Annotated in this window: 21 protein-coding genes and 1 tRNA gene; 14 read left to right on the top strand and 8 right to left on the bottom strand. The window is 41.2% G+C overall.

The window, feature by feature from the left end; translation table 11 throughout:
- Positions 1-4: 4 nt before the first annotated feature.
- From POV27_RS00555 to POV27_RS00545, 3 genes are all read right to left on the bottom strand, one after another.
- Positions 5-661, bottom strand: coding sequence for an HD domain-containing protein (locus POV27_RS00555; RefSeq protein WP_272860773.1), 657 nt, complete (start codon positions 659-661; stop codon positions 5-7).
- Positions 645-1,382, bottom strand: a complete 738-nt coding sequence (locus POV27_RS00550; protein ID WP_272860772.1) for a lysophospholipid acyltransferase family protein — start codon at positions 1,380-1,382, stop codon at positions 645-647. Before POV27_RS00550 ends, POV27_RS00555 begins: the two co-directional genes overlap by 17 nt.
- 64 nt (positions 1,383-1,446) lie before the next feature.
- On the bottom strand, positions 1,447-1,857 hold the full coding sequence (locus tag POV27_RS00545) for a BrxA/BrxB family bacilliredoxin (RefSeq protein WP_272860771.1): 411 nt from the start codon (positions 1,855-1,857) through the stop codon (positions 1,447-1,449).
- 217 nt (positions 1,858-2,074) lie between these two features.
- Here POV27_RS00545 and POV27_RS00540 point away from each other — a divergent pair, with 217 nt between their 5' ends.
- The 9 genes from POV27_RS00540 to POV27_RS00500 all read left to right on the top strand — a co-directional run bounded on the left by POV27_RS00540 (position 2,075) and on the right by POV27_RS00500 (position 9,304).
- Positions 2,075-2,812, top strand: coding sequence for a TerB family tellurite resistance protein (locus POV27_RS00540; RefSeq protein ID WP_272860770.1), 738 nt, complete (start codon positions 2,075-2,077; stop codon positions 2,810-2,812).
- Between the two features lie 37 nt (positions 2,813-2,849).
- Positions 2,850-3,299, top strand: coding sequence for a YHS domain-containing (seleno)protein (locus tag POV27_RS00535; protein WP_272860769.1), 450 nt, complete (start codon positions 2,850-2,852; stop codon positions 3,297-3,299).
- 104 nt (positions 3,300-3,403) lie between these two features.
- The gene (locus POV27_RS00530) at positions 3,404-4,060 is read left to right on the top strand and encodes a metal-dependent transcriptional regulator (protein ID WP_272860768.1); all 657 of its coding nucleotides are present in this window, start codon (positions 3,404-3,406) and stop codon (positions 4,058-4,060) included.
- A gap of 1 nt (position 4,061) precedes the next feature.
- On the top strand, positions 4,062-4,859 hold the full coding sequence (locus tag POV27_RS00525; protein ID WP_272860767.1) for a transporter: 798 nt from the start codon (positions 4,062-4,064) through the stop codon (positions 4,857-4,859).
- A 6-nt stretch (positions 4,860-4,865) separates the two neighbouring features.
- Positions 4,866-5,780 carry a metal ABC transporter solute-binding protein, Zn/Mn family gene (locus POV27_RS00520; protein ID WP_272860766.1) on the top strand — a complete coding sequence of 305 codons (915 nt, stop codon included), beginning with the start codon at positions 4,866-4,868 and terminating at the stop codon, positions 5,778-5,780.
- Positions 5,781-6,515, top strand: a complete 735-nt coding sequence (locus tag POV27_RS00515) for a metal ABC transporter ATP-binding protein (protein WP_272860765.1) — start codon at positions 5,781-5,783, stop codon at positions 6,513-6,515.
- A 50-nt stretch (positions 6,516-6,565) separates the two neighbouring features.
- Positions 6,566-7,702 carry a metal ABC transporter permease gene (locus POV27_RS00510; protein ID WP_272860764.1) on the top strand — a complete coding sequence of 379 codons (1,137 nt, stop codon included), beginning with the start codon at positions 6,566-6,568 and terminating at the stop codon, positions 7,700-7,702.
- Positions 7,683-8,843 (top strand): metal ABC transporter permease, encoded by a 1,161-nt coding sequence (locus POV27_RS00505; protein WP_272860763.1) that lies wholly within the window; start codon positions 7,683-7,685, stop codon positions 8,841-8,843. Before POV27_RS00510 ends, POV27_RS00505 begins: the two co-directional genes overlap by 20 nt.
- A gap of 101 nt (positions 8,844-8,944) precedes the next feature.
- The gene (locus POV27_RS00500; RefSeq protein WP_272860762.1) at positions 8,945-9,304 is read left to right on the top strand and encodes a hypothetical protein; all 360 of its coding nucleotides are present in this window, start codon (positions 8,945-8,947) and stop codon (positions 9,302-9,304) included.
- A gap of 167 nt (positions 9,305-9,471) precedes the next feature.
- Here the strand turns inward: POV27_RS00500 and feoB are convergent, their stop codons facing one another.
- The 3 genes from feoB to POV27_RS00485 all read right to left on the bottom strand — a co-directional run bounded on the left by feoB (position 9,472) and on the right by POV27_RS00485 (position 12,557).
- Positions 9,472-11,571 (bottom strand): ferrous iron transport protein B, encoded by a 2,100-nt coding sequence (feoB, locus tag POV27_RS00495; protein WP_272860761.1) that lies wholly within the window; start codon positions 11,569-11,571, stop codon positions 9,472-9,474.
- A gap of 2 nt (positions 11,572-11,573) precedes the next feature.
- Positions 11,574-11,801 carry a FeoA family protein gene (locus POV27_RS00490; RefSeq protein ID WP_272860760.1) on the bottom strand — a complete coding sequence of 76 codons (228 nt, stop codon included), beginning with the start codon at positions 11,799-11,801 and terminating at the stop codon, positions 11,574-11,576.
- 87 nt (positions 11,802-11,888) lie between these two features.
- Complete coding sequence (locus POV27_RS00485) at positions 11,889-12,557, bottom strand: SCO family protein (protein ID WP_272860759.1); 669 nt, start codon at positions 12,555-12,557, stop codon at positions 11,889-11,891.
- Positions 12,558-12,709: 152 nt separating this feature from the next.
- On the opposite strand from POV27_RS00485, the gene rseP reads away from it, so the two are divergent.
- The 3 genes from rseP to POV27_RS20325 all read left to right on the top strand — a co-directional run bounded on the left by rseP (position 12,710) and on the right by POV27_RS20325 (position 14,656).
- Positions 12,710-14,059 carry an RIP metalloprotease RseP gene (gene rseP / locus POV27_RS00480; protein WP_272860758.1) on the top strand — a complete coding sequence of 450 codons (1,350 nt, stop codon included), beginning with the start codon at positions 12,710-12,712 and terminating at the stop codon, positions 14,057-14,059.
- 122 nt (positions 14,060-14,181) lie between these two features.
- Positions 14,182-14,255: transfer RNA gene (locus POV27_RS00475), tRNA-Asn, on the top strand.
- A gap of 116 nt (positions 14,256-14,371) precedes the next feature.
- Positions 14,372-14,656: a GIY-YIG nuclease family protein gene (locus tag POV27_RS20325; RefSeq protein WP_419179930.1), complete on the top strand. Its 285-nt coding sequence runs from the start codon at positions 14,372-14,374 to the stop codon at positions 14,654-14,656.
- A 205-nt stretch (positions 14,657-14,861) separates the two neighbouring features.
- Here the strand turns inward: POV27_RS20325 and POV27_RS00470 are convergent, their stop codons facing one another.
- Positions 14,862-16,352, bottom strand: a complete 1,491-nt coding sequence (locus POV27_RS00470; protein ID WP_272860757.1) for a M61 family metallopeptidase — start codon at positions 16,350-16,352, stop codon at positions 14,862-14,864.
- 32 nt (positions 16,353-16,384) lie between these two features.
- Positions 16,385-16,912 carry a winged helix-turn-helix domain-containing protein gene (locus POV27_RS00465; protein WP_272860756.1) on the bottom strand — a complete coding sequence of 176 codons (528 nt, stop codon included), beginning with the start codon at positions 16,910-16,912 and terminating at the stop codon, positions 16,385-16,387.
- 364 nt (positions 16,913-17,276) lie between these two features.
- Between POV27_RS00465 and POV27_RS00460 the strand changes: the two genes are divergently transcribed.
- Both POV27_RS00460 and POV27_RS00455 read left to right on the top strand, forming a co-directional pair.
- Entirely contained in the window at positions 17,277-17,969 is a 693-nt protein-coding gene (locus tag POV27_RS00460; protein ID WP_272860755.1) for a DUF547 domain-containing protein, read from the top strand.
- Between the two features lie 303 nt (positions 17,970-18,272).
- Positions 18,273-18,839 (top strand): helix-turn-helix domain-containing protein, encoded by a 567-nt coding sequence (locus POV27_RS00455; protein ID WP_272860754.1) that lies wholly within the window; start codon positions 18,273-18,275, stop codon positions 18,837-18,839.
- Positions 18,840-18,850 lie beyond the last annotated feature (11 nt).

Genomic DNA, 18,850 nt, shown 5'->3' with positions numbered 1-18,850 from the left:
CTTTTTAAGCCTCTCCATTCCATTCGGCATAAAAACGGGAAAGAAAATCTTCCATGTACGAATGGCGTTGTTGGGCCATCTTTTTCCCAGTTTCGGTGTGCATAAGGTCTTTTAGCAACAACAATTTTTCATAAAAGTGATTTATGGTCGGAGCTTTAGAGGCTCTGTACTCTTCCGGGGTCATGTCCAACTTTGGAGGAATGGAAGGATCGTACAAACTTCTATTCTTAAAGCCTCCGTAATTAAAGGTGCGTGCAATACCGATAGCTCCTAAAGCATCCAATCGATCAGCATCCTGTACTACGCGCAGCTCTAGAGAATCGAAACTTTTGGTCGCATTCCCGCCCTTAAATGAAACATTTTCTATAATAGCCACCACATGATTTATCACTTCCCGAGACACTCCTTCGCCTTCCAAAAATTGGCGCGCTTTTTTAGGGCCAAGGGTTTCGTCCCCATCATGAAATTTAGCATCCGCAATATCATGCAATAAGGCTCCCAACAACACGACCTCTTCGTCTACAGTTTCGGTTTTGGCAATGGCAATGGTATTTTTGTATACCCTTTCTATGTGGAACCAATCGTGTCCACCCTCGGCCGTGGCCAATTCCTTCTGTACGAAAGCTATGGTTCTTTCAATAAGGTTAGACTTTGATGGCATCTTTAATCTGGGTTTCTATGATCTTAATGAGTGCTTGGTGATCGGGATGGTCTTTCAAAACGATGGGAGCGTGCACCTTCATCTTAAGGTGGGCCCCCAAACCCAAAGGAAACTTACCATAACGGATAGTCTTCCAAGAATCATTGATTGTAATGGGTAATATAATGGCCGATGGAATACCTTCAAACAAAGTAAGCAACCCTTTCACCTGAAAAGGTCGTGGCCTTCCATCCCTACTGCGCGTCCCTTCCGGGAAAATTACAGCCGCTCTTTTATTGGTTTCAATGTAATCGGCAAACTTCTGAATAGCGGCAATAGCCTGTTTGGGATCCTTTCTATCGATAAGCACAGAACCCCCATGCCTAAGGTTATACGAGACGCTTGGAATGCCCTTGCCCAATTCTTTTTTGCTAATAAATTTGGGGTGATGCCTCCGTAGGAACCAAATAATAGGTGGGATGTCGAACATGCTTTGGTGGTTGGAAACAATAATAACCGGCTGGCCTTTAGGCACCTTATGCTCGTGATTACATGAAAAGCGCGTCCCCAATATATTTTGGCATCGCATCAGCATAAACTGCAGGGCATCTACCACCACCTTGTGCGCCTGATAGCCAAAAACGTTAAGGGCAATCCATTGTAAGGGATGAAATACCACGAGGGTGATCCCGAAAAAAATGAAATAGACAATGGATATGGGATAGGAAAGTAGTTTGGCCATACATCAAAAATAAAAAAACCGCCCAAAAGATGAGGGCGGTTTCATTATTTCAATACGTTTTACCTTAACAGTATTCGTCGTAAGCGCCCATAAGGTTCTCGGCGATTATATCAGCTGATCTTCCTTCAATATGATGACGTTCTAACATGTGTACCAATTCTCCATTTCTAAAAAGAGCCATAGAAGGCGAACTTGGAGGAAAGGGCACCATTTGTGCTCGTGCTGCATCTACAGCTTCAAAATCCACCCCAGCAAAAACGGTTACCAAATGATCTGGGGTTTTGGTATTTTGCAAAGAAATCCTTGCTCCCGGACGGGCATTGGCTGCCGCACAACCACAAACAGAATTAACCACCACTAAGGTAGTTCCTTCTTTGGACAGTGCATCGGTTACATCCTGGGCATTAAACAACTCGGCAAATCCGATATTGGTTAGGTCTTCTCGCATGGGTTTTACCAACTCTGGTGGGTACATATATATTTGTTTTAAATGTGTAACAATTAGAGCACAAAGATAACTAATTTACACGATAGGGATTTACTGTAGAAACGTTAAAGAGTTGATAAAGGGATCGCTAAGTTCTTGCATAGAATCCTTGTTCCATACCAGCCCATAGCCAAAATAACCACCACAAACCCATTAAAACAACGCGTTAAATGATGTACATTTGCCCCTCAAATACCCAACAGCAATGATTCGGTGGTTCGCTGCAATTTTAGGTTATAGTTTTTTCAGGTTTCCAGGAGCCGTGATCGGTTTCCTCCTTGGAAGCATTTTCGATAATATGAACTTGGGAAAAACCAAAACTCAAAGGCGTCCTATTTTCAGTCAGCCAAGGGATAAGGTCACCCCGGCCGATTTCGAACTCAATTTGCTCTCCCTAGCTTCCATTGTAATTAAGGCCGATGGTACCGTGAACCAGACGGAGTTGGATTACGTTCGCCAATATTTTGTTCAGGCATATGGAAAGGAAAGGGCCAACGCAACTTTCAAGGTGTTTAATGAAGTCATCAAAAAAAGGGAAGTCTCTGCCCAGAATATTGCAGGCGTATTGCGTAAACGTATGCGCTATGAATCCCGTTTACAGGTAATTCATTTCCTGTTTAGTATCGCTAATGCCGATGGGCATGTTTCCCAACCGGAGGTGCAAGAAATAAATAGAATAGGCATGTATTTGGGTATCCAAATGCGGGATTTTGAGAGCATCAAGGCCATGTTCTTCCAAAATCCGGATAGTGCCTACAAAATCTTGGAAATAGAACGAACGGCGACGGTTTCGGAAATTAAGAAGGCCTATCGTGAAATGGTAAAGAAGTACCATCCCGATAAATTGCAGCACATGGACGAGGCCTATAAGAAAGGGGCAGAGGAGAAATTCAGAAAAGTTCAGGAAGCCTACGAACAACTTCAGAAAGAAAAAGGCTTTTAAAGCGTAAGGATTGTGGTTGCCCCACTACTAAGGGAGCATGAAAAAGATCATTTTACTACTCGGAATTATATTTATGAGCCTACCTGTATTGGGTCAGGACCATGTAAATCTAAAGAACAATTACGCGGCGCAAGGGTATGATGTGGTATCCTACTTTCAGGACCACCCACAAAAAGGAGATAAAAAATACACCCATACACACGAAGGAGTGCGGTATCGGTTTGCTTCCAAGGAAAATTTAATGGCATTTCAAGCCAATCCCGATAAATACATTCCACAATACGGAGGGTATTGTGCTTATGCTATTGCCAAAAAAGGTGAAAAAGTAGGCGTAAACCCGAAAACCTATCTTATTTCGGACGAAAAACTCTATTTATTCTACAATAGTTGGGGTGTGAATACGCTAGAAAAATGGAATGAAGAAGGAGCTGAGACCCTTCAGAAGGAAGCGGACGAACGCTGGCAGGATATTGTGAAAATGCAATAAACATAGGCCCCTACAATGCGATAGGGGTTATTTTTTGTTCTTATTTTTAGGCAAGGCTAAAAAATAAGTATGTATAAAACAAAAAATATCTTTACTTTTGTCGCATGTTTTCATTAGCCGAAGAAAATTATTTAAAAGCCATTTACCATTTGGAGCAGGAATCCAAGGGAGGTGTGAGCACCAATTCCATAGCGGATAAAATAAACACCAAACCTTCTTCCGTTACCGATATGGTACAGAAACTGGCAGAAAAAGGAGCCTTATCGTACAAGAAATACAAGGGGACCTCTCTTACCACCAAGGGACGAAAAACCGCTGCAGGCGTAATTCGTAAGCATCGCTTATGGGAAGTTTTTTTGGTAGACAAACTAGACTTTCATTGGGATGAGGTTCATGAAATTGCAGAGCAATTGGAGCACATTCACAGCGAAGAGCTCATCAATCGCTTGGACAAATACTTGGGTCACCCCGATTTCGATCCTCATGGCGATCCCATTCCAGACAAAAATGGAAACGTAAAGAAAACCGAGAAAAAACTGCTTTCCGAACTCACCAAAAAACAAAAAGGAGTTTGCGTGGGGGTTAAGGAGACCAGCAGTGAATTCCTTCAATATTTGGACAAAAGAAAAATTACTATTGGCACCAAGCTTACCGTATTGGGAAAGGAGTTTTTCGATGGATCCATGATCATTCAAGTAGGAAGGGATCAATTTTTCATTTCAAAAAAAACAGCAGAAAACCTATATGTACAAACTACCTAACATGAAACCGACCAAACTATCTATTCTATTATTTCTTCTGTGCGCTACGTTACAGACCTTTGCCCAAGACGATACGTATCAAGTCGATCCGGAACTTATTACCGATCGCCCCGATGCTACCGAATCGCCATCAACAGTGCCTGTAGGTTTATTGCAGATTGAAACCGGGGCATTCTATACTTCCTTTGAGAAGGACAATATAAAACAGGAAGTACTGGGGTATAACACCACGCTCCTTCGCTATGGTGTCTTGGATAATCTTGAATTGCGTCTGGGGTGGAACTTCGAAGAAGGCCGAACGTCTATTGGTGGCACCCGATTGGATGACGTTCAAAGTGGATTCTCTCCCCTCCTAGCGGGAATGAAGGTAAATATTACCCAAGAAGATGGCCTATTACCAACCATTGGTTTAATTGGGCACGTGTTTTTGCCATTAAGCGCGTCTTCCGATTACAGGCCCGAAACGACCGGCGTGGATTTTCGACTTTCGTTCGATCATACGCTTTCGGAAACATCGAGCATCGCTTATAACATTGGTGCCGAATGGGGCAACGATTCATCAGAAGCGGCCTATATCTATACCTTGGCTTATGGTTACGGCATTACTGACAAGTTTGGGGTCTATGCCGAAGTATATGGCGACTTCCCCGAAGACAGTAAAGCAAATCATTTCTGGGATGCAGGACTAACGTATCTCGTACAAAACAACTTACAATTGGATGCCACCGTAGGTACCAGCATTACCGAAGGACAGGACTTATTGCTATCGGTAGGTGCCAGTTATAGAATCCCTAAATAACAGATCATGAAAAAGACGATTTTTATACTATGCATGAGTCTTCTACTCCTAAACTGCAAAGGGGAAGGAGAAAAGAAAAATGCCAAACTAAATGTGGTCACTACCACTACCATGATTACCGATTTGGTTAAAAATATTGGAGGTGATTATATTGAAGTGAATGGACTTATGGGCGCTGGGGTAGATCCCCACCTCTACAAAGCCAGCGAAGGCGATGTTTCCAAATTGTACAATGCAGATGTCATTTTCTATAATGGACTTCATTTGGAAGGAAAGTTGGTAGAAGTCTTCGAAAAAATGGGCAGTGACACCAAAACCCAAGTGGCCCTTGGGGAAATTTTGGATAAATCCGGCCTCATCGGGTCCGATTATTTTGCCTCGAATTACGATCCGCACGTTTGGTTCAATATTGACTATTTCAAGGAATTTGCTCGCAAGGTGACCGCTATACTTTCTGAAAAAGATCCAGAAAACAGTGTAGAATATGTGAAGAACGAAACCAAGTACCTTGCCCAATTAGATCAACTGAAGATTGAATTGGAAGCCAAAGTAACCACCCTTCCAAAGGAACAGCGCATCTTGGTAACAGCCCACGACGCCTTTAACTACTTCGGAGAAGCCTATGATTTTGAAGTGGTAGGACTACAGGGACTTTCTACCGCCACCGAAGCAGGGGTACAAGACGTGCAACGCCTTTCCGATTTCATTATTGAAAAGCAAGTGAAAGCTATCTTTGTAGAAAGCTCGGTGCCAAGAAGGACCATCGAAGCATTACAAGAAGCTGTAAAGGCCAAAGATTTTGATGTGAAAATTGGAGGATCGCTCTACAGTGATGCCCTTGGAGACCCCGGAACGGTAGAAGGAACCTATATTGGGATGTTTCAATACAACGTAAATACCATTGTAGACGAATTGAAGTAAATGGAAAAAATAGCCGTACAAGTAGATGACCTTACCGTGGCTTACAATTATAAGCCCGTGCTTTGGGATATTGACCTCTTTATTCCTGAAGGGGTGCTTATGGCTATCGTCGGACCCAATGGTGCTGGAAAATCCACACTCATTAAGGCCATTTTGGGAATTATAGACCCCATTGCAGGTAGTGTTTCTATCTATGGAAAACCCTACGACAAACAACGAAAATTAGTGGCTTACGTACCACAGAAAGGAAGCGTGGATTGGGATTTCCCAACGACCGCTTTAGACGTAGTAATGATGGGTACCTATGGTAGCTTGGGATGGATAAAACGTCCCGGTTCCAAAGAAAAAAAGGCCGCTTTGGAAGCTTTGGAAAAAGTAGGCATGCTTTCCTTTAAGAACCGACAGATAAGTCAGTTGAGTGGAGGACAGCAGCAACGGGTTTTTCTTGCACGTGCTTTGGTCCAGAATGCTTCAATTTATTTCATGGACGAACCCTTTCAAGGAGTAGATGCTACCACAGAAATTGCCATTATCAATATTCTGAAGGAACTGCGAAAAGCCGGAAAAACGGTAATTGTAGTACATCATGATCTACAAACGGTTCCTGAATATTTTGATTGGGTAACCTTCCTGAATGTGAAGAAGATTGCAACCGGACCCGTAAAGGATATTTTTAATGATGATAATCTTACGAAGACCTACGGAATTAATTATAAGGTCGCGATAAATAAATAGTCTATAGTCGTTGGTCGATAGACCATAGACTAAAGACCATCGACTAAAAAATGTCAATAACCGAATACTTTCAATTAGTAGTAAGCGATTACACCCTTCGGACCATTACGTTGGGAACAGCCGTTTTGGGTGCTATTTGTGGTATGTTGGGAAGTTTTGCTGTGCTTCGGAAACAAAGTCTCTTGGGAGACGCTATTTCCCATGCGGCCTTACCTGGAATCGCCTTAGCGTTTTTAATTACAGGCGCTAAAGACACCAACGTTTTGCTATTGGGTGCTTTGGTAAGTGGTCTTATCGGCACTTTTTGGATTCGGGGGATGATTACCAAAACCCATCTTAAGACGGATACAGCACTAGGACTTATTCTTTCCCTATTTTTCGGATTCGGAATGCTCCTGCTCACCTTTATTCAGAAGCAGCCCAATGCGAATCAGGCGGGATTGGACAAATATCTCTTCGGACAAGCAGCTACTTTGGTCGAAAAAGACGTTTGGCTCATGACCACAGTTACCGGGATTTGTTTGGTCGTACTATTGCTTTTCTGGAAGGAATTCAAAATCATGCTCTTCGATGCCGATTTTACAAAAACCTTGGGATTCAACATTCGATTTATCGATATTCTTATCACCTTCTTTATCGTTTTGGCTATTGTCTTAGGGCTACAGACCGTAGGGGTGGTATTAATGAGCGCAATGCTATTGGCGCCTGCAGCAGCGGCAAGGCAATGGACCAACCGACTCAGCATTATGATCTTTTTAGCGGCCTTATTTGGCGCCTTTTCAGGCGTTTTTGGAACAGCTATTAGTGCTTCACAGAACAACCTTTCCACTGGGCCTGTTATTGTTTTGGTGGCGGCCGTCTTTGTCATTGTTTCTTTCATTTTTTCCCCAGGAAGGGGTATTCTGTTTCGGCAATTGCGTTTCCGGAAAAACCGAAGGGATCTAAAACTTCAGAAAACCCTTCAGTTCATGCATAGTATTGCTGTGAATCATGAAAACATAAAGCATCCCCATGCGATAAAAATATTGAACAACTTTCAAGGGTTTACCCGAAAAACCCTTCAGAAAATGGAAGAAAAGGACTGGATCACCATTACGGGACAGCAATGGGCATTGACTTCTAAAGGATTCCATAAGGCTGAAAATTTGTATAACCAACAACTCGCAGATGACCGCACCGCAGATTGAAATACAGCTTATCGCCATGGTGGTGGCCATCGCCTGCGCCATTCCAGGGGTCTTTCTAGTACTTCGGAAAATGGCACTGATTAGTGATGCGATTAGTCATTCCATTCTGCCTGGGATCGTTTTAGGATTCTTTCTAACACATGATCTCAACTCCCCTTGGCTTATCTTGTTAGCTGCGATTACCGGTGTGATTACCGTGGTCTTGGTAGAGGCCATTCAGAAAACGGGCTTAGTAAAAGAAGATACGGCCATAGGCTTGGTCTTCCCTGCCCTTTTCAGCATTGGTGTCATTCTTATTGCCAAAAATGCTAACGATGTACATTTGGATGTAGATGCGGTATTATTGGGTGAATTGGCCTTTGCGCCTTTCGATCGGTTGGAATTGTTCGGAGCAGATGTTGGCCCTAAATCCCTTTGGGTCATGGGAATCATCCTCATCTGTACCTTAGCACTACTCTTCCTTTTCTTTAAAGAATTGAAAGTAAGCACCTTCGATGCTGGTTTATCTTCAGCCCTTGGTATATCGCCCATCGTTATGCACTATGGTCTTATGTCGGTATCCTCTATTACCGTGGTGGGGGCTTTTGATGCCGTCGGAGCCATCCTTGTGGTCGCACTTATGATTGCTCCAGCAGCCACCGCCTATCTTCTTACCAGTGATTTGAAGAAGATGATCGGACTTTCCATTGCCTTTGGAGTAGCCTCTGCCCTTATGGGTTACTGGGCTGCGCATTTGTTGGATGCCTCCATCTCGGGAGCGATGACGTCCGTATTGGGATTGGTGTTTTTGTCGGTCTATCTTTTTGCTCCCAACAAAGGATTGATTTCCGTGCTGTATCGACAGCGACAACAACGTACCGAAGTATCCTTGCTCACTTTTTTATTGCACCTCAACAACCACCAAGATATTAACGAACGCCATATTAATCACCTTAATGAGCACATTAACTGGCAAAAAGTACGTTCTAAAACGGTGGTGGATTTGGCCTTAAAGAACAACATGATTTCCATTGAAGATGATATTGTTTCCCTTACCGAAAAGGGCTTAGAATTTACCGAATTGGCCTTGGAATACATCATTACCAATAAGGATGAAAAGATAGAGCCCATGAAGGATGACTTCTTCCTATTCCGTGGCTAACGGAAAGTTGGCACGGTTTTTTCCAATACCTTTATGATTACAATGAATTTATGATGAAAAAGTATCTATATTTTATCGTTTTTTTAATTCCCACATTGTTTATGGCGCAAGAAGAAAAAGCCGCTTCCCCGCAAATTGGGGTGAAGGTAGCATTGGATGAAACGGTGACTTTGGGAGATGTGTCCATCACTTTTGTCAAGGTATTGGAAGATTCCCGTTGTCCCAAGTATGTAAATTGCATGTGGGCAGGTGAGGTACGCGTGGAAGTAGCCATTCAGGAAAAAGGAAAAGAGGCTACTATGCATGAGGTTACCCTAGGCGCTACGGATGCCGTTTCCAAGAATAAAACGTTCTATAAAAAGGAAGGTTATTTTATCGAGCTAATGGCGGTAAATCCTTATCCGGAGAACGAAAAGGAAATGGGCCCCTACTCATTACTTATTGGTGAAGGCGGTAATTAGTGGCACCCACAATCATCGTTGCCACACTTGGTTTTATCACCATCTAAGGTCCCTAAAGACTTCTGGCGAGTCTCGAAAATAGGATTCCAAACGAATTTCTTCAATAAGAAGCCCATTGCCAGACAAAATGTAATGATGACCAATATCGTTTGCATACACTAAAGATATTAATTTAAAATTTGGTAAGCGATTAGCGCAGTGATATACGCTATCACCGACATTCCTATTAATTGCCACATCGGCCATTTCCAACTGTTCGTTTCCCGTTTCACAATCGCTAGGGTACTCATACACTGCATCGCAAAGGCATAAAACAGCAATAGGGAAATTCCACTGGCAAAATTGAATCTAGGTTTGTTTGTTCCCGGAATGACTTCGGCCGCCATTCTATTTTTAATTGTTTCCTCTTCCTCACTTCCCACGCTATAAATGGTTGCCAGGGTTCCTACAAATACTTCACGGGCTGCGAACGAACTTATCACAGCGATTCCTATTTTCCAATCATACCCTAAAGGAGCAACAGCGGGTTCAATGGCTTTTCCCAGAATGCCGATATAGGACTTTTCCAATTTAAAGGAAGCTATTTCGGTTTCGATCTCTTCTTCAGTAAGTGAAGTACCTATGTTTTGTTGCCGTACAATTTCGTCCGCATTATTAAAGTCGCCCGGACCATAGGAAGCTAACACCCAAAGTACAATGGAAATAGCCAAAATAATTTTTCCCGCTCCCAAAACGAAGGACTTGGTCTTCTCTATTACGGTAATCAATACATTTTTGGGCATGGGCACCTTGTAATTGGGCATTTCGATCACAAAAAAGGATCTACTTCGAATCTTTAGCATCTTGTCCAACAAATAGGCCGAGAAAATAGCAGCTCCAAAGCCCAACAGATAAAGGGCCATAAGCGTAAGTCCTTGAAGATTGAAAATACCTAATACACGTTCTTCGGGAATCACCAATGAGATGATAATAAGATACACGGGAAGACGTGCCGAACAAGTGGTAAATGGGGTAACCAATATGGTGATAAGACGTTCTTTCCAGTTTTCGATATTTCGTGTCGCCATCACGGCGGGAATGGCACAGGCTGTCCCGGACACTAGGGGAACCACGCTTTTTCCACTAAGTCCAAAGCGACGCATAACACGGTCCATTAAAAATACTACCCGACTCATATAGCCGCTCTCTTCCAACACCGAAATAAACAGGAATAGAAAGGCAATCTGTGGAATGAAAATAACGATCCCGCCTAGACCAGCAATGACTCCTTCGGCCAAGAGGTTGGTGAAATCCCCGGGGGGCAACGTATCTTTTACCCATTCACTCAATGAAGCAAAAGATTCATCGATGAAATCCATGGGATATCCACTCCAGTCGAAAATCGCCTGGAAAATGAGCAATAGAATTCCGAAGAAAATAAAATAACCCCACACTTTATGGGTAAGGATACGATCCAATCGACTCCTAAAGTCTTTGGCATTGGCGGTATCAATTTCTAAGGTTTCCTTGAGCACTTCGTTAATGAACTGGTAGCGCTTAATGGTTTCTTTTTGCTGAAGCCGCTTAAGATTACTCTTAGATTCTGTTTTAAAGGATCCTACCCCTTGAAATTCGTTTCGGTCCAACTTCCCGAAGTTGACATCTTGGGTAATGACCAACCAGAGCTTGTATAAATCCTGATTGGGGAAGGTCTTCCTCAGTTGATCGAAATATTCCGGTGCTATGACCGATGCATCCAAACAAGGTTTGGTAGAGATTTGTTTGTAATTGGCGATTAAGCTTTTCAGGGCATCGAATCCTGTGTTCTTTCGGGAACTTATGAGCGCAATCTTCGTCTCGAGCCGCTCTTCGAGCTTTTCAATGTCCAAGGAAATCGCCTTGCGCTTCATCCTATCGGACATGTTGATCGCCAAAATGGTAGGGATTCCCAAATCCTTTATTTGGGTGAAGAGCAGTAGATTACGCTTCAGGTTTTCAATTTCACAAACGACAACGGCCACATCGGGATAATCCTTATCGTTTTTGTTGAGCATGAGCTCTATCACTACATTCTCGTCTAAAGAAGAAGCATTGAGGCTATAGGTTCCGGGGAGATCCAAAATATGGGCCTTTACACCGCGGTCGAGTTTGCAAATACCTTCTTTCTTTTCTACCGTAATTCCAGGATAGTTCCCTACTTTCTGATTAAGGCCGGTAAGTCGGTTAAAAACGGATGTTTTTCCTGTGTTTGGGTTACCAATAAGTGCAACATTAAACTGTTTTGCCATACTTAGGAGATCAATTCTATTTCAATCTGAGCGGCAGTATCCTTGCGAATGGCCAAATGGCTCCCATTGATGTTAAGGTAAAGTGGGTCACGAAAAGGTGCCGTTTGAACGAGGAACACTTCATTTCCCGGAAGGCAGCCCATTTCCAATAACTTTAAGGGAACCAAATCGATGGAAAATTGCTTGATAATGGCACGTTCCCCTTTTTTAAGATTTGCAATGGTGGGCATGTTTCTTATTTAGAATAATTTTAAACAGTGCAAATGTAGTAGAAAAATGTGGAATCGTAAAGGTTTTGGATCGATTCCATTGGGGCGTTATTTTTCATTCTTCAGAATCTCGATATCCTCCAAAAGCCGTTGGATTTCTTCGGGATCCGTTCCGTCGTACAAGCCACGGATACGCCTTTGAGGATCTACCAATACAAAATTCTCGGTGTGTATCATTCCGTAGCTCTCCACGCCCGGTATATCTTTCACGACTAAATACGATTTTCGCGCCAAATCGTAAATCTGTTTCTTATCGCCTGTTACCAAGTTCCATTTCAAGTCATCCACTCCTTTTTCGGTGGCATATCGTTTTAATTGTGCAATGGTATCTATTTCCGGTGTTACGGTATGCGACAGTAGCAGTATATCCTTTTCTTCTTTTAGTTCTTTCTGAATCTCCAACATATGATCCGTCATGATCGGACAAATGGTTTGGCAAGTGGTGAAGAAAAAGTCGGCCACGTAGATTTTGTTTTCGTAGGTTTTTTGGGTGACGGTTTCCCCATTCTGGTTTGTCAGAGCAAAATCGGATATAGTGTGGTATTTCTTTACGTGTTGAAGGGTGGTATCTACCAATTCTGGATCGAAATCGGCAGGCTGATAGACCTTCAGTTTGGGAACGGGCTTTAGGGCAGTATACATACCGTAAATAATGAAGACGGAAAGTATCCCTAAAACGATTACAAAGGGTTTGTATTTAGCAAAGAACTGGAGCATTCCAATAATTTTCTGCAAAATTACCACCTAAAAAAGGAATGCGCTTGCTTGAAGCGTTAAAACTTTTCTAATACAAGGGATAAGAAGATTTATTAATTTTTTTAACCGCCCAGTTTCAGTTACTTTTGTCGTTCAAATTTTGAGACTATTATATGGAAATCGTTATAAAAATATCCCAATTCCTGCTGAGCCTTTCCCTGCTCATCGTTTTGCATGAATTTGGGCATTATCTTCCTGCTCGGGCCTTTAAAACCCGTGTGGAGAAGTTTTTCCTTTTCTTCGATATAAAATATGCCCTTTTCAGAAAGAAGATTGGGGAGACCGTATACGGAATTGGTTGGCTTCCTTTGGGGGGATATGTGAAAATTTCGGGGATGATCGATGAGAGCATGGACAAGGAGCAGATGGCCCAACCCCCACAGCCTTGGGAATTCCGAAGTAAAAAAGCTTGGCAGCGATTAATCATAATGTTGGGTGGAGTGATTGTAAACTTCATTTTGGCATTGCTTATTTACGTTTTTGCCTCTGCTATTTATGGTGATTTAACGGTAGCTACCAACAGTATAGAAGATGGTTACTGGGTAGAGAATCCGGTACTACAGGAGTTAGGAATCGAAACCGGGGATAAGGTTGTTTCTATCGACGGAGAAACCTTTACCAATTATCAGGACATGCGCTCCGCTATGATTTTGGGAGAGAAAATTACCATCGAAAAGCAAGGTGGTGTTCAAAAAACTATTGACCTTCCTGAGGATTTCCTTGGGAGAATCACCGATCAAAACGATGTATCCTTACTGGAATTGAGAATTCCTTTTATGGTAGGACGGGTAGACGATGCCTCTCCGAACAAAGATGGTGATTTTGAGAAAGGAGATCTTATCGTAGGGATCGACGGGCAACCCACCAAATACTATGACGTTTTAGTTCCTACCCTACTCAATTACAAAGGTCAGGATATCATGGCCGATGTTGTTCGGGATGGAAAGAATATCCAAGTTCCCTTAAAGGTAACGGACGAAGGCAAGATGGGTATTTATCCTGTTGGAAAGGTAGAACGTTTTACCGATCTGCCTGAAGGTTACTTTGCCTTAACAAGAAAGCATTATTCCTTTGGTGAAAGCTTTGGGGTAGGTACCGATAAATTCGTAAAGCAAATTTCCAATTATTGGGGGCAGCTTAAGAAGATTGTGAACCCTAAAACAGGGGCCTATAAAGGTGTAGGTGGTTTTAAGGCCATTTACGACATTTTCCCTTCGGAATGGAGTTGGGAAGATTTCTGGAAACTAACAGCTTTCCTTTCCATTATGTTGGGGGTACTTAACTTATTACCGATCCCCGCATTGGATGGGGGCCACGTGATGTTCTTGCTTTGGGAAATGGTTACTGGGCGTAAGCCGGGCGACAAATTCATGGAGTATGCACAGGTTGTTGGTTTCTTTTTATTGATCGCATTATTGTTGTTCGCTAATGGTAACGATATCTACCGAGCGATAACGAAGTAAAAAAATGCAAAATTCTTTTTTGCGCGGATAAAATTTAATTTATATTTGCACCCTCCTACGCAATAAATGGTATTGCTTCGGAGATCGCAACCCGAGAAAAAGGGTTAAAAATTGACATAAAATCCTCCATAGCTCAGTTGGTTAGAGCACCTGACTGTTAATCAGGGTGTCCTTGGTTCGAGTCCAAGTGGAGGAGCGCTAAAGTAGAGCTTAGCTCACTTTATCGCGGTGAGGTGAACAAAGTTCTACTTTGCTGCGAGATGAAACCAAACCCCTAGTAGTTTTACTAGGGGTTTTTTATTTGTACTATTTATGATGCTGCCTTTTTGTGTTTACATCCTACAAAGTGAAAAAGACCTTCTGCTATATCATGGTTTTACTACCAATATCGAAAAACGACTGAAAGACCACAACGCTGGAAGAACGATTAGTACATCGAAAAGAATGCCTTTAAGATTAGTCTTTTGTGAATTCTACATGAGCAAGGAAGATGCTATGAGAAGAGAAAAATATTTTAAAACAAGCCAAGGTAAAAGAATGTTGAAATTAATGCTGAGGGAAACACTAAAGGATATAGACTATCCTAGAAACAATTAGAAAAACTTGGACGAGAACCTGCCTGCCTTGGGTAGGGTCTACCTGCGGAAGTTCTTGAAAAGAACGCAGGCAGGAGTCCAAGCGCTGCACTGAGCGAAGCCGAAGTGTGGAGGAGCTATAAAGTAGAGCTCAGCTCATTTTATCGCAGTGAAGTGAACAAAGTTCTACTTTGCTGCGATACAAAACCAAACCTCTAGTAGTTTTACTAAGGTTTTTTTCTAAGCCACGTATCATGCAGCCCTAATTGATCATCCGATTTTTTTACCAAGTACATTTCTGCTTCATATATAATATCTAACATGGTATAACCCAACTTCCCCAAATACTCGTTCAGAGGTAATAATTCAGTACCCTCAACGTATTTAGCAAAGAAATCCGTAAGATCTGTCCCTGCCACAATAGAGGCCGTTTCTACCAAGTCTTGATAAGTATATGGAGTGGTTGAAAACTTATCGAACATCGATCTCATGAAGTCGTCCAAATTTTTCTGACCCTTGGAGTTTTCTATTATTTCTATATCTAAGGCCATCGCCACAGCCCAGCCTCCATTATACACTAAAAAACGATGGACTCCTTTATTCTTTCCAGCTTCTAAAAGAGATGTCTTTCCTTCCCTCCATCCGCGATAATTTTGATATAATCCTAGAACTTTTTCCACTTTATTCTGAAATATGGATTCTGGAATAATCCCTTCTCGTATTAAGGTCATATTCGCATAATATTCGGCAGTCCCTTCAGAAAACCATTGCCTATCCGTCCGGTTTTCGGCAATGATTAAGTCACTATTCCAATAATGAAAAAGTTCATGTGCCATTTGATTGGCCCAAATTATTTTGTTGTGCTCGTTTATTGGATCTTTAAGCGTAAATGTTAAGCTTGTATTGAACGACTCCCCATCATTTAATGCTGCATAGAACATGGTCACTAGGTAATTGGATGTAGGAGTCTTATCAAAAATCTTCAAATATGCCCTAGTAATTTTAGATAAAATAGAATTGAACAATTCAGAATCTTTTCTGGCATCCCCCAAAAGGGCGAGCGTAAATTGAAAAGCACCATGCTGAATTTTTTCTAAATGAAAATCTCCATAAACCAAAGAATTCTCAAGAAGGGTTTCTCTATTGGCTACGTAAAAAGTATACTCATTTCTATCTTTCATTAAGTTCCATGGAACGGCTAAGTTCCACTGTGATGGTAGGTTAAAACTCACCATTGAGGCACTATCCATATTGCTATAGATAAATAGTGCTTTACTAACGGTATAAACCGATTTGCCGTCTGTAAACCCAGCTTGTTCGTTACCCACATCCCACCTGATCTTTGTAAAGGATAAATCTACCTCATAGTCGAGTTTCAAAACTTCTTCGCGATTGGGTTCTATCACCCATTTGGACTTCGATACATATTCATAAGAAACGGGTTTCCCTTTAAGAGTCGTTATAGTAAGATCTTTAACAAAGCTGGTCCAGCCTTCCGGATAGTCATAGTTCGGGCAATTTGGGTTCATATATAGCGTATCACCTTTTATCCTTACTTCTGCTGACACATGAACTCTTAGAGGTTCTTTTTTGTCCACAAATATTTCATATGTATCATATGTCAAAATTTCGTGTGTATTGTCTAAACCGACAAAAGCAAAAACTGAAAAACTAAACGTGCATATAAAAACCAATAAAATGTAAAATCGAAGTTTCATTTTTCTAGAAATTTATAATTTGAATTTGATGTCTAACTCCATACCAAGGCATAAATAATTTTGTAGAGAATGATTAGAACTGCAATTACGAAGGCAGCCAAAATCACAAATACGGCAAGGTGTTTTGGAGTGCTTAGGTATTTTAAAAATTCTAATAGCTTAGACTGTGATGCATTATCGCCGGACGCTACTTCATTTTCAATACTTCCTTTATCGACTTTGCTTACATGTTCAATATTTGCAATTATTCGATATCCCTTCTTCGATATGGTCTCAATAATTTTGGAATTCTTAGGATCATCTTTAAAGACTTTACGTAGTTTAGATATGGCTTGGTTTATTCCTTCGTCACCTCCCTCGTAATTTTCCCAAATAACCTTTAATAAATAATCACGTGACACAAGATTGCCGTCCGCATCCAGTAACCTGCCTAGAACTTCCATGGTTCGCGGTTCTATTTTATATACATCATTGTGTTTATCGTCATTAAGAGTTGTAATCTCATTCGTTTCGACCGAAATCTTAAATTTTCCATTGATTACATATTCAGGGTATACCATAAAACTCAATTTTACTATTGCAATTTAAATGAATTACATACGTCATATTCTGGATCTCCATGATCTTTTCCTGATCTTTTCCTGATTTTTTCCTGAATATTCCATCCATATAACATCACCTGCCGACGGAGTTTTTGTTTTGACCTTATTTGGTGAGAACCAGCCTTTCATGGGCAGGGTTTACCTGCCGAAGTTCTAGAAAAGAATGCTGGAGGAAGTACAAGCGATGCACTGAGCATAGTTGAAGTGTGGAGGAGCTCTAAATCACAATGTTGTTTCTAGAACATATAGTTTTTTCCTACAAATTGTTAGCTTTTTCCTACAAAGACGACCCAGTTAAACGTTAACCCAAATTAAAAATACTATGAAACGATTTTTATTTTTATTGGCATTAGTAGTGTGCTCATCAACATTTTCTCAGACCATCGATTTAACCGAATATGATAAATTTTTAAAGGATCATGTCTCTAATAAGGGAGTTGTTAACTACGACAAAGTCCTAAAGAACATGGAGCAACTCAATAAAATTACCAGCAATTTTTCGAAGATATCTCCCAATGCCAGCTGGACCCCAAGCGAGTTGAAATCTTACTGGATTAATTTCTACAATGCCAATGTCATAAAATTATTGGCGGAAAATTATCCCATTAAAAGCATCAATTATATAAGAGACGCTTTTAAGATAGACATTGTAAAATATGATGGAATCGAAATATCGCTTGACATGATTGAGCATGAAGTTATCAGAAAATTAAATGATCCCAGAGTACATTTTGCATTGTATTCTACAGCCATCTCTTCTCCTAAATTAAAGCGAACCGCCTATCAACCTGAGACCATAGAATATGATTTAGGCGTTGCTACCAGTAATTTTATCAATGATAAAACAAAGAACATAATTACAACAAGGTATGCCAAATTATCCAAGATATTTGAGTGGTATAAGGATGATTTTAACCTTATCAATTTCATTAATAGGCATAGCAGTGGAGATAAATTGATCAAGAGTACGAAGATTACCTATATGGAGTATAACTGGAATTTACATCGAAAGTAATTGAGAAATAAACGACAATTGTAACATAAAGTCCCGACTAAAAAATCCCAGAATTTTACCCGGGGCTTTCTGCTTCGGATGAATCCGGTCTAAACGACCGGATTTTTTGTTTCTATATTCAGGAACACTTCCAAGGCCTTCCCTAAAAATACCCCAGCGAGGAATTTTATACTATTAGTCTTAAAAAACCGATATTTTAGCTGTAAACCCCTTTAAATCCTTTACATGGCATATAGGTGACATTTAAATGGCGTGTTAAAAACCAAGTGTAGCCATTAGATTTGCATCATCAAACATCGTGAAATGAAACAACCAACGCTAAAAGAGAATTTATTATATCAGCGAAAGCTTAAAGGCTACACACAAGACGAACTGGCCGAAAGGACCACCGTTGGTTTGCGCACCATACAGCGGATCGAAAAGGGAGAAGTTCAACCTCATTTGCAAACAATCAAGTTACTGGCGGTAGGGCTGGAAATCGAAGTTGAAGACCTCATCGTTTTGAATGACCCCAAGGAAGAACCTATAAGCAGAAAATGGATGCTTTTACTTCACGCTTCTCCATTCTTCGGGTTTATTATTCCTTTGGCAAACATTCTTTTCCCAATGTTTGTATGGATGAATAAGGCAGACGAAAACAAAGTGTATGATTCGCACGGAAGGGCCGTTATCAATTTTCACTGCAGCGTCAGTCTTTTTTTCGTGCTTTCGCTATTATTATACTTTATCATTCCTGGCTATAATTATTTTCTCACCGGAGCCATCCTTCTTTTAGGAATCATTTTCAGTATACGAAATACAATGACAGCCTTAGATTCTGGTAGGTGCAACTATCCTCTTTCAATTCCTTTTCTGAAACAGAAAGCCTAGGAGCTTAGGTA

It is taken from the genome of Aureisphaera galaxeae, assembly GCF_028561275.1.
GTDB classification, from domain to species: Bacteria; Bacteroidota; Bacteroidia; order Flavobacteriales; family Flavobacteriaceae; genus Aureisphaera; species Aureisphaera galaxeae.
This window is presented reverse-complemented; position numbering and strand designations above follow the sequence as displayed.

Coding starts and splice junctions, on each gene's coding strand:
- POV27_RS00555 (WP_272860773.1), bottom strand. CDS start 661: ATGCCATCAAAGTCTAACCTTATTGAAAGAACCATAGCTTTCGTACAG.
- POV27_RS00550 (WP_272860772.1), bottom strand. CDS start 1,382: ATGGCCAAACTACTTTCCTATCCCATATCCATTGTCTATTTCATTTTT.
- POV27_RS00545 (WP_272860771.1), bottom strand. CDS start 1,857: ATGTACCCACCAGAGTTGGTAAAACCCATGCGAGAAGACCTAACCAAT.
- POV27_RS00540 (WP_272860770.1), top strand. CDS start 2,075: ATGATTCGGTGGTTCGCTGCAATTTTAGGTTATAGTTTTTTCAGGTTT.
- POV27_RS00535 (WP_272860769.1), top strand. CDS start 2,850: ATGAAAAAGATCATTTTACTACTCGGAATTATATTTATGAGCCTACCT.
- POV27_RS00530 (WP_272860768.1), top strand. CDS start 3,404: ATGTTTTCATTAGCCGAAGAAAATTATTTAAAAGCCATTTACCATTTG.
- POV27_RS00525 (WP_272860767.1), top strand. CDS start 4,062: ATGAAACCGACCAAACTATCTATTCTATTATTTCTTCTGTGCGCTACG.
- POV27_RS00520 (WP_272860766.1), top strand. CDS start 4,866: ATGAAAAAGACGATTTTTATACTATGCATGAGTCTTCTACTCCTAAAC.
- POV27_RS00515 (WP_272860765.1), top strand. CDS start 5,781: ATGGAAAAAATAGCCGTACAAGTAGATGACCTTACCGTGGCTTACAAT.
- POV27_RS00510 (WP_272860764.1), top strand. CDS start 6,566: ATGTCAATAACCGAATACTTTCAATTAGTAGTAAGCGATTACACCCTT.
- POV27_RS00505 (WP_272860763.1), top strand. CDS start 7,683: ATGACCGCACCGCAGATTGAAATACAGCTTATCGCCATGGTGGTGGCC.
- POV27_RS00500 (WP_272860762.1), top strand. CDS start 8,945: ATGGCGCAAGAAGAAAAAGCCGCTTCCCCGCAAATTGGGGTGAAGGTA.
- feoB (WP_272860761.1), bottom strand. CDS start 11,571: ATGGCAAAACAGTTTAATGTTGCACTTATTGGTAACCCAAACACAGGA.
- POV27_RS00490 (WP_272860760.1), bottom strand. CDS start 11,801: ATGCCCACCATTGCAAATCTTAAAAAAGGGGAACGTGCCATTATCAAG.
- POV27_RS00485 (WP_272860759.1), bottom strand. CDS start 12,557: ATGCTCCAGTTCTTTGCTAAATACAAACCCTTTGTAATCGTTTTAGGG.
- rseP (WP_272860758.1), top strand. CDS start 12,710: ATGGAAATCGTTATAAAAATATCCCAATTCCTGCTGAGCCTTTCCCTG.
- POV27_RS20325 (WP_419179930.1), top strand. CDS start 14,372: ATGATGCTGCCTTTTTGTGTTTACATCCTACAAAGTGAAAAAGACCTT.
- POV27_RS00470 (WP_272860757.1), bottom strand. CDS start 16,352: ATGAAACTTCGATTTTACATTTTATTGGTTTTTATATGCACGTTTAGT.
- POV27_RS00465 (WP_272860756.1), bottom strand. CDS start 16,912: ATGGTATACCCTGAATATGTAATCAATGGAAAATTTAAGATTTCGGTC.
- POV27_RS00460 (WP_272860755.1), top strand. CDS start 17,277: ATGAAACGATTTTTATTTTTATTGGCATTAGTAGTGTGCTCATCAACA.
- POV27_RS00455 (WP_272860754.1), top strand. CDS start 18,273: ATGAAACAACCAACGCTAAAAGAGAATTTATTATATCAGCGAAAGCTT.